Origin of the sequence: Modestobacter altitudinis (assembly GCF_005930475.1) — a bacterium.
GTDB classification, from domain to species: Bacteria; Actinomycetota; Actinomycetes; order Mycobacteriales; family Geodermatophilaceae; genus Modestobacter; species Modestobacter altitudinis.
The window spans coordinates 1-7,982 of sequence record NZ_SJEW01000117.1; the positions used below are offsets into that span (position 1 = coordinate 1).

The following is a 7,982-nucleotide window of genomic DNA, read 5'->3' on the forward strand; positions in this document are numbered from 1 at the left end:
CGGGGCCGGGGTCGTCCTCATGTCCGGGGCGGGGAGCCGCCGTCGTCGGGGCGGCGGGGCGGCTCGATGGCCAGCGGCGCACGCCGCAGGGTGTCGAGCAGGTCCTCACCCGGATCGCGGGCGGGGATGTCGATCAGCTCGGCGGGGGTGTCGGGCACCTGGTCCGCGGGGTCGAAGCTACGCGGGACCCGCTTGAGGTGCCGGCCCATCGACCGGCCGAGGAACAGCACCGCGATGAGCAGGACGACGATCAGCAGCAGGCCGAGCGGACCGGACTTGCCGACGTCCTCGGGCAGCTGCTGCTGGTCGACCGCGAGCAGGGTCAGTGCGGTGGTCACGACACCTCCGCCGAGCTGCGGACGCCGGCGAACAGGTCGTCCTCGGGCACGGGCGAGTCGACCAGCGAGCGGGCCAGCTCGTAGTCCTCGGTCGGCCAGGCCTGGCTCTGCACGTCCAGCGGCACGGAGAACCAGCGGCCGGTCGGGTCGATCTGGGTGGCGTGCGCGATCAGCGCGGCGTCGCGCACCGGGAAGTACTCCGCGCAGGGCACCTGGGTGGTCACCCGGTGCGAGATGTCCTTCTCCGGGTCCCAGTTCGCGAGCCACTCCGTGTACGGGGACTCGCCGCCGGTCGCCAGCACCGCCTCGTGCAGCGCCTTCGTCCGCGGCAGGGTGAAGCTCATGTGGTAGTAGAGCTTGCTGACCTGCCACGGCTCGCCGAGCTCCGGGTAGCGCTCCGGGTCACCGGCCGCCTCGAAGGCGTGCACCGAGATCTCGTGGGTCCGGATGTGGTCGGGGTGGGGGTAGCCGCCCCGCTCGTCGTAGGTGGTCATCACCTGGGGCTTGAACCGGCGGATCAGCGCGACCAGCGGAGCCGCGGCCTCCTCGATCGGCACCAGGGCGAAGCAGCCCTCGGGCAGCGGCGGCAGCGGGTCGCCCTCGGGGAGGCCGGAGTCGACGAAGCCGAGGAACTCCTGCTCGATCCCGAGGACCTCGCGTGCCTTGGCCATCTCGGCGTTGCGGATCTCCGCCATCCGCTCCCAGACCTCGGGGCGGTCCATGGCGGGGTTGAGCACGGAGCCGCGCTCACCCCCGGTGCAGGTGGCCACCATCACGCGCACGCCCTCGGCGACGTACTTCGCCATGGTGGCTGCGCCCTTGCTCGACTCGTCGTCGGGGTGGGCGTGCACCGCGAGCAGGCGCAACTGGTCAGCATCGGTCACCTCGCCATTGTCCCCCTCGACGGGCCAGCGCGGCGCGGGGCCCGGAGCGCCGCGGGTGTGCCGGTCACCACTCCCCCGGTGAGCTGCTCAGGACCCGGCACGCACCGGGATCCCGGCCGGTTCCGTTCCGCGGACGGCTGCACAGGCGGGCCGAGCGGTGTTAGGTTCCCCGGATCGACCACCGGTGGCCCTCCTGACGGAGGGTCGCGCTCTCGAGCACCAGGAGTGATCCCGTGTCCACCCCGACTGACCAGCAGGACCAGGGCGTCTGGCTGACGCAGGAGGCCCACGACCGGCTGCGTGCCGAGCTCGACCAGCTGATCGCGAACCGTCCGGCGATGGCCAAGGAGATCAACGACCGTCGCGAGGAGGGTGACCTCAAGGAGAACGGCGGCTACCATGCGGCGCGCGAGGAGCAGGGCAAGGCCGAGGGCCGGATCCGGCAGCTCACCGACCTGCTGCGCAAGGCTCGGGTCGGCGCCGCGCCGACCACGGCCACCCACGCCGCGCTCGGCACCGTCATCACCATCGCCTTCGACGGCGACGAGGACGACACCGAGAAGTTCCTCCTCGGCTCCCGGGAGATCGCCGGCACCACCGACCTCACCGTCTACTCCCCCGAGTCGGCGCTGGGCGCGGCGATCGTCGGCGCGGCACCGGGCGCGACGATCACCTACACGGCCCCCAACGGCAAGGACATCTCCGTGAAGGTCCTGGCCGTCGAGCCGTTCGTGCCCTGACCGACGGCATGACCAGCACGGTGGACGGCGGACGAGCGCGCTCGCGACGGGCGGAGAACACCGACTTCGTCTGCGGGCACTGCTCGACGCTGGTGCCGGCGAACACCGACGGGCACTATCGCAACCACTGCCCGTGGTGCCTGTGGTCGCTGCACGTCGACGAGCTGCCCGGTGACCGGGCCAGCGAGTGCCGGGCGCTGATGGAACCGATCGGCCTGGTGGAGAAGTCCGGGAAGGGCTGGCAGGTGGTGCACCGCTGCACGGCGTGCGGCCACCGCCAGCCCAACCGGCTCGTCCGCGACGGCGCCGCCCCCGACGACCTGGACCTGGTCCTGCAGCTCCCCTGGATGTGAGCACGGACGACGACGCAGTCGTCGGTGGACCCGGCGCGGGCGCCGGAGGCTCCCCGGCGGGGACACGGTGACGGGCTCAGCGTCCCTGGCACCGGCTCCTGGCCGCGGTGCGGTCCGTCAGGATCGCGATGTGCTCACCAACCCCCGGCGGCGGAGGAGCGGGCCGGTGTCGGCGTCCCGGCCTCGGACGGCGCGGAACGCGGCCAGTGAGTCGACGGACCCACCGCGGGCGAGCAGCCGGCTGCGGAACACGTCGCCGTTGTCGCGGCGCAGCCCGCCGTTCTCCTTGAACCACTCCACGGTGTCGGCGTCGAGCACCTCGGACCAGATGTAGGAGTAGTAGCCGGCCGAGTACCCGCCGGCGAAGACGTGCTGGAAGTACGTCGTCCGGTACCGGGGCGGGACCAGGTCGAACGCGACCCCGGCCGCGGCCAGGGCGGCTGACTCGAACGCCTGCGGGTCGTCGACCAGGGTGTCGGCGTCGAGCCGGTGCCAGGCCTGGTCCAGCAGTGTCGCGGCCAGGTACTCCAGCGTCGCGAAGCCCTCACCCCACAGCGCGGCAGCCTCGATGGCCTGCACCGTCTGCGCCGGCAGCGGCTCGCCGGTCTCGACGTGCGTGGCGTAGTGGGTGAGGACCTCCGGCCACAGCGCCCACATCTCGTTGACCTGGCTCGGGTACTCGACGAAGTCACGCGAGACGCTGGTCCCGGAGAACCGCGGGTAGGTCACCGCGGAGAAGAGCCCGTGCAGGGCGTGCCCGAACTCGTGGAAGAGCGTGGTGACCTCGGACAGGGTCAGCAGCGTCGGCTGACCGGCCGCCGGCCGGTTGACGTTGAGGTTGTTGAACACGACCGGCCGGGTGTCCAGCAACGTCGACTGGGTGACGAAGGAGCTCATCCAGGCGCCGCCGCGCTTGCCCTCGCGGGCGAAGTAGTCGCCCAGGTACAGCCCGACCGGCTCACCGTCGGCGCCGAACACCTCCCAGACCCGGGTGTCGGGGTGGTAGCCGACCAGGTCGGGGCGCGGGCTGAACGTGTAGCCGTAGAGCAGCTCGGCCGCCCGGAAGACGCCGTCGACCAGCACGCGGTCCAGCTCGAACCAGGGACGCAGCGCGGCGCTGTCCACGGCGTAGCGCTCCGCCCGGACGCGCTCGGAGTAGAACGCCCAGTCCCAGGCAGCGAGCTCGACGCCGTCGGCGACGGCCAGCTCGCGCAGCACCTCGGCCTCGGCCCGCGCGTTCGCCAGGGCCGGACCCACCAGCTCACCGAGCAGCGCGTCGACCGCGGCCGAGGTCTTCGCGGTCTGGTCGGCGGCGATGAGGTCGGCGTGGGTGTCGAACCCGAGCAACCGGGCCCGGACCGCGCGCAGGTGGGCCATCTCCGCAGCGATCGGCCCGTTGTCGTGGTCACCGCCGGACGCACGGGTCACCGACGCCTCGTACAGCCGCCGGCGCAGCTCCCGGTTGCGCAGCTTGGCCAGCGCCGGTTGGCCGCTGGGCAGCACCAGGGTGAGCAGGTGGGATCCCGCCCGGCCGCGCTCGGCAGCCGCCCCGGCTGCCGCGGCGACCTCGCCCTGGGACAGGCCGTCGAGTTCGGCGACGTCCTCGACCACCACGGCGGCGGCCTCGGTCGCGGACTGCAGGTTCTGGTCGAAGGTGGTGCTGAGTTCTGCCAGCCGCTGGTTCAGCTCGCTGAGCCGGGTCCGGCCGGCGCTGTCGAGGCCGGCGCCGGCGAGCACGAAGTCGAGGTGGTAGCGCTCGACCAGCCGGACCGACTCGTCGTCGAGGCCCGCGTCGGCCCTCCCGGCGTGCACCGCGTCGACCCGGGCGAAGAGCACCGGGTCGAGCCGGAGGGCGTCGTCGTGCGCGGCGGCGAGCGGGGCGATCTCCCGCTCGATCTCGCGGATCCGGTCGGAGGAGACCGCCGACGTCATGTTGTGGAACACCCGCTCGGCACGGGCCAGCAGCTGACCGGACCGCTCGAGGGCGACGACGGTGTTGCCGAACGTGGGCTCGGCCGGGTCGGCGACCAGGGCGGCGACCTCGGCGCGCTGCTCGGCCATGCCCGCCAGCAGCGCCTCCCGGACGAGGTCGGGGGTGATGTCGGCGAAGGGCGGCAGCTGGTAGGGCAACGACGACGGGGTGGCCAGCGGGTGCGAGGCGGACAGGGACGCGGAGGCCGGCGACCCAGCCGGGGCTTCGGTGCTCATCGGCACCATCCTCGCCCGGGGTCACCGGCCCCACCAGACGGCCCCGCCGTCGGCCCCCGCGCAGGGGCCCGGCCCGAGCGGAGCGAGGGTCGGGGGGCGCGGGGGTCCTTGTTCAGCGACTGGCGGTGCGGAGGTAGGCCCACACCGAGAGCGGCACGAACACCACCAGGAGCACGACCACCCACGCCAGCACGTAGGGCACCGGGTGCTGCATCGGCCACGCGTTCGACGTCTCCAGGCTCGGCGCCGTGTTGCCGAACAGCTCGCGGGCCGCCTGCACCACCGCCGACACCGGGTTCCAGTCGGCGATGGTCTTGAGCACCGTGGGGAAGTTGTCAGTCGGCACGAAGGTGTTGGCGATGAACGTCAGCGGGAAGATCACGATGAAGCTGGCGTTGTTGACCACCTCGGGCGTGCGGACCAGCAGCCCCACCAGGGCCATCACCCAGGAGATGGCGAAGGCGAACAGCAGCAGGATCAGGAACCCGGCGAGCGCCTCGCCGACCGAGGAGTGGATGCGCCAGCCCACGACCAGGCCGGTCAGCGCCATCACCACGATGGTGAGGACGTTGAGCCCGAGGTCGGCCACGGTGCGGCCGACCAGCACGGCCGAGCGGGCCATCGGCAGCGACCGGAACCGGTCGATGAGCCCCTTCTGCAGGTCGTCGGCGAGGCTGGCCCCGGTGATCGTGCTCCCGAACACCACCGTCTGGGCGAAGATCCCCGGCAGCAGGAACTCGGCGTAGGAGATGCCCTCGATCGGGATGGCGCTGCCGAACACGTAGCGGAACAGCAGCACGAACATGATCGGCGACAGGGTGGCGAAGACGATCAGGTCCGGGACGCGCTTGACCTTGATCAGGTTCCGCCGGGTGATGGTGACGCTGTCGCTGACGGTCTCGGCCAGGGTGGTCATCGGGATGCTCCTGCGCTGACGGCGGTCGGGGCCGCGTCCGCCCCCGCCTCGGCGGCGGACTCCTCGGCGGCGTGCCCGGTGAGGGTGAGGAAGACGTCGTCCAGGTCGGGTCGGCGCAGGCCGATGTCGAGGACCCGCACGTCGGTGCCGGCCAGCCGGCGCAGCCCCTCCGCGAGGGTCTCGGTGCCGCCGGTGACCGGCAGCGACAACCGCCGGGTCTGCTCGTCCCGGTGGGGTTCGCCCTGGGCCAGCGGGCGGAGCGCCTCGGCGGCCGCCGACAGCTGCGCGCTGCTGGACACCGTCAGCTCCAGCCGCTCACCACCGACCTGGGCCTTCAGCTCGTCGGCGGTGCCGCGGGCGATCACCTCGCCCTTGTCGATCACGACCATCCGGTCGGCGAGCCGGTCCGCCTCCTCCAGGTACTGGGTGGTGAGCAGGATCGTCGTCCCGTCGCTGACCAGGTCGGCGATGAACTCCCACATGCCCAGCCGGCTGCGCGGGTCGAGGCCGGTCGTCGGCTCGTCGAGGAACAGCACCCGGGGGCGGGCGATGAGGGAGGCGGCGATGTCGAGGCGCCGGCGCATGCCGCCGGAGTAGGTCTTGGCCGGCCGGTGGGCTGCGTCGGCGAGCTCGAACCGCTCGAGCAGCTCCCCGGCGCGCAGCCGGGCCTCCTTGCCGCCCAGCCGGTAGAGCCGACCGACCATCTCCAGGTTCTCCTGCCCGGTCAGGTACTCGTCGACCGCGGCGTACTGGCCGGTGAGCCCGATGGTGGCCCGGACCCGGTCGCCCTGGGTGAGCACGTCGAGGCCGTTCACCTCGGCCCGCCCGGCGTCGGGTCGCAGCAGGGTGCTGAGGATCCGGACGACGGTGGTCTTGCCCGCCCCGTTGGGGCCCAGCAGCCCGAGCACGGTGCCCTCGGACACGGTGAGGTCCACCCCACCCAGCGCGGTGTTCTCCCCGAAGCGCTTCACGAGCCCCTCGACGACGACGGCGTTGGTCATGCCGCGCACGCCAGGCCCGCCGTCCGACAGTTCTCCCGTGCGTTTCCGCGCACCCGGCGGGTCCGTTGCATGAGCGCTCCTCCGACGACACGTCGTCCGTCCCGGCCCCTGCGGTGCGGGGGCTCTCCCGGTCTGGACCGGGGCGGGGCGGAGAAGTCATCGGCGCCTGCTGCGCCGGGTCAGTCGACGCGGGGTGCGTACCCGGCGGCGGCCAGGGCTGCCAGCACGTGCTGCTCGTGGTCCGGCCCGCGGGTCTCCAGGTGGACGCCGACCTCGACCTCGCCGAGGTCCAGCCGCGCCGTCGTCCGCTCGTGCTCGACCGAGAGCACGTTCGCCGACAGCCCGGCCAGCTCACGGAGCAGCGCGGCCAGCGAGCCGGGGCGGTCGGGGACCTGGACGCGCAGCGACAGGTAGCGCCCGGCCGCGGCCATGCCGTGCTGCACGACCTTCATCATCAGGACCGGGTCGATGTTGCCGCCGGAGACCACCGCGACCACGGGCGGGGCGAAGGCGGCGGGGTCGGCCAGCACGGCGGCGACCCCGGCGACCCCAGCCGGTTCGACGACCAGCTTGGCCCGCTCCAGGCAGAACAGCAGGGCCCGGCTGAGGTCGCCCTCGGTGACGGTCCGCACCTCGTCGACCAGGCCCGCGACGTGGGCGAGGGTGAGGTCGCCGGGAGCGGCGACGGCGATGCCGTCGGCCATCGTGGCCATCGCGGTCAGCGGCACCGGGTGGCCGGCGGCCAGCGACGCCGGGAACGCCGCGGCGGTGGCGGCCTGGACGGCGACGACCCGGACGCCGGGGCGGCGGGCCTTCACCGCGGCGGCGATCCCGGACACCAGCCCCCCACCGCCGGTGCAGACGACGACCGTGGCCACGTCCGGGCACTGCTCGAGCACCTCGAGACCGACGGTCCCCTGACCGGCGATGACGTCGGGGTGGTCGAACGGGTGGATGAACACCGACCCGGTCTCGGCCGCGAACCGCACGGCGTCGACGATGGCGTCGGTCAGCGTCTCGCCGCCGAGCCGGGCGTCGGCGCCGTAGCCGCGGGTGGCGGCGATCTTGGGCAGCGGCGCGGTCTCGGGCATGAACACGGTGGCGGCCGCACCGAGCTCCCGGGCGGCGAGCGCCACGCCCTGCGCGTGGTTGCCGGCGCTGGCGGCGACGACGCCGCGGGCGCGCTCCTCGGCGGTCAGCCGGGCGATCCGGGTGTACGCCCCACGGATCTTGAACGAGCCGGTGCGCTGCAGGTTCTCGCACTTGAGCCAGACGGGGCCGCCGACCCGTTCGGCGAGGGCCCGCGAGTGCTCCAGCGGGGTGCGCCGGACCACGCCGTCCAGCAGGCGTGCGGCCTCCTCGACGTCGGCTCCGCTGACCAGGGGGACTGCAGCATCGACGGACACGGCACGATCTTCGCAGCCGAGGCCCCGGCCGATGACGGGGCGGGACGGCGAGCGCCCCGACTGTCACCTCCCCGTCGTACCGTGGTCGAGGTGACGGACGCCGCACCGCTGGGGACCCAGTCCCCCACCCCTCCCG

General features: G+C 73.3%; 8 protein-coding genes. 2 read left to right on the forward strand and 6 right to left on the reverse strand.

What is annotated here, in order from left to right; genetic code table 11:
* Positions 1-17: 17 nt before the first annotated feature.
* Together FHL79_RS24185 and mca are read right to left on the reverse strand one after the other, a co-directional pair.
* The gene (locus FHL79_RS24185; protein ID WP_138761103.1) at positions 18-338 is read right to left on the reverse strand and encodes a hypothetical protein; all 321 of its coding nucleotides are present in this window, start codon (positions 336-338) and stop codon (positions 18-20) included.
* Positions 335-1,222, reverse strand: coding sequence for a mycothiol conjugate amidase Mca (mca, locus tag FHL79_RS24190; protein ID WP_138761104.1), 888 nt, complete (start codon positions 1,220-1,222; stop codon positions 335-337). The genes FHL79_RS24185 and mca overlap by 4 nt, the downstream gene beginning before the upstream one ends.
* 233 nt (positions 1,223-1,455) lie before the next feature.
* Between mca and greA the strand changes: the two genes are divergently transcribed.
* Positions 1,456-1,962, forward strand: a complete 507-nt coding sequence (gene greA / locus FHL79_RS24195; protein ID WP_138761105.1) for a transcription elongation factor GreA — start codon at positions 1,456-1,458, stop codon at positions 1,960-1,962.
* An 8-nt stretch (positions 1,963-1,970) separates the two neighbouring features.
* Positions 1,971-2,315: an RNHCP domain-containing protein gene (locus FHL79_RS24200; RefSeq protein ID WP_138761106.1), complete on the forward strand. Its 345-nt coding sequence runs from the start codon at positions 1,971-1,973 to the stop codon at positions 2,313-2,315.
* A gap of 117 nt (positions 2,316-2,432) precedes the next feature.
* Here the strand turns inward: FHL79_RS24200 and FHL79_RS24205 are convergent, their stop codons facing one another.
* The 4 genes from FHL79_RS24205 to ilvA form a co-directional block, all read right to left on the reverse strand.
* Positions 2,433-4,523, reverse strand: a complete 2,091-nt coding sequence (locus tag FHL79_RS24205; protein WP_138761107.1) for a M3 family metallopeptidase — start codon at positions 4,521-4,523, stop codon at positions 2,433-2,435.
* A 112-nt stretch (positions 4,524-4,635) separates the two neighbouring features.
* The gene (locus FHL79_RS24210; RefSeq protein WP_138761108.1) at positions 4,636-5,439 is read right to left on the reverse strand and encodes an ABC transporter permease; all 804 of its coding nucleotides are present in this window, start codon (positions 5,437-5,439) and stop codon (positions 4,636-4,638) included.
* Positions 5,436-6,440, reverse strand: coding sequence for an ATP-binding cassette domain-containing protein (locus FHL79_RS24215; protein WP_138761109.1), 1,005 nt, complete (start codon positions 6,438-6,440; stop codon positions 5,436-5,438). Before FHL79_RS24215 ends, FHL79_RS24210 begins: the two co-directional genes overlap by 4 nt.
* A 179-nt stretch (positions 6,441-6,619) precedes the next feature.
* Entirely contained in the window at positions 6,620-7,846 is a 1,227-nt protein-coding gene (gene ilvA, locus FHL79_RS24220; protein ID WP_138761110.1) for a threonine ammonia-lyase, read from the reverse strand.
* Between the last annotated feature and the right edge of the window lie 136 nt (positions 7,847-7,982).

Coding starts and splice junctions, on each gene's coding strand:
- FHL79_RS24200 (WP_138761106.1), top strand. CDS start 1,971: ATGACCAGCACGGTGGACGGCGGACGAGCGCGCTCGCGACGGGCGGAG.
- FHL79_RS24205 (WP_138761107.1), bottom strand. CDS start 4,523: ATGAGCACCGAAGCCCCGGCTGGGTCGCCGGCCTCCGCGTCCCTGTCC.
- FHL79_RS24215 (WP_138761109.1), bottom strand. CDS start 6,440: ATGACCAACGCCGTCGTCGTCGAGGGGCTCGTGAAGCGCTTCGGGGAG.
- FHL79_RS24210 (WP_138761108.1), bottom strand. CDS start 5,439: ATGACCACCCTGGCCGAGACCGTCAGCGACAGCGTCACCATCACCCGG.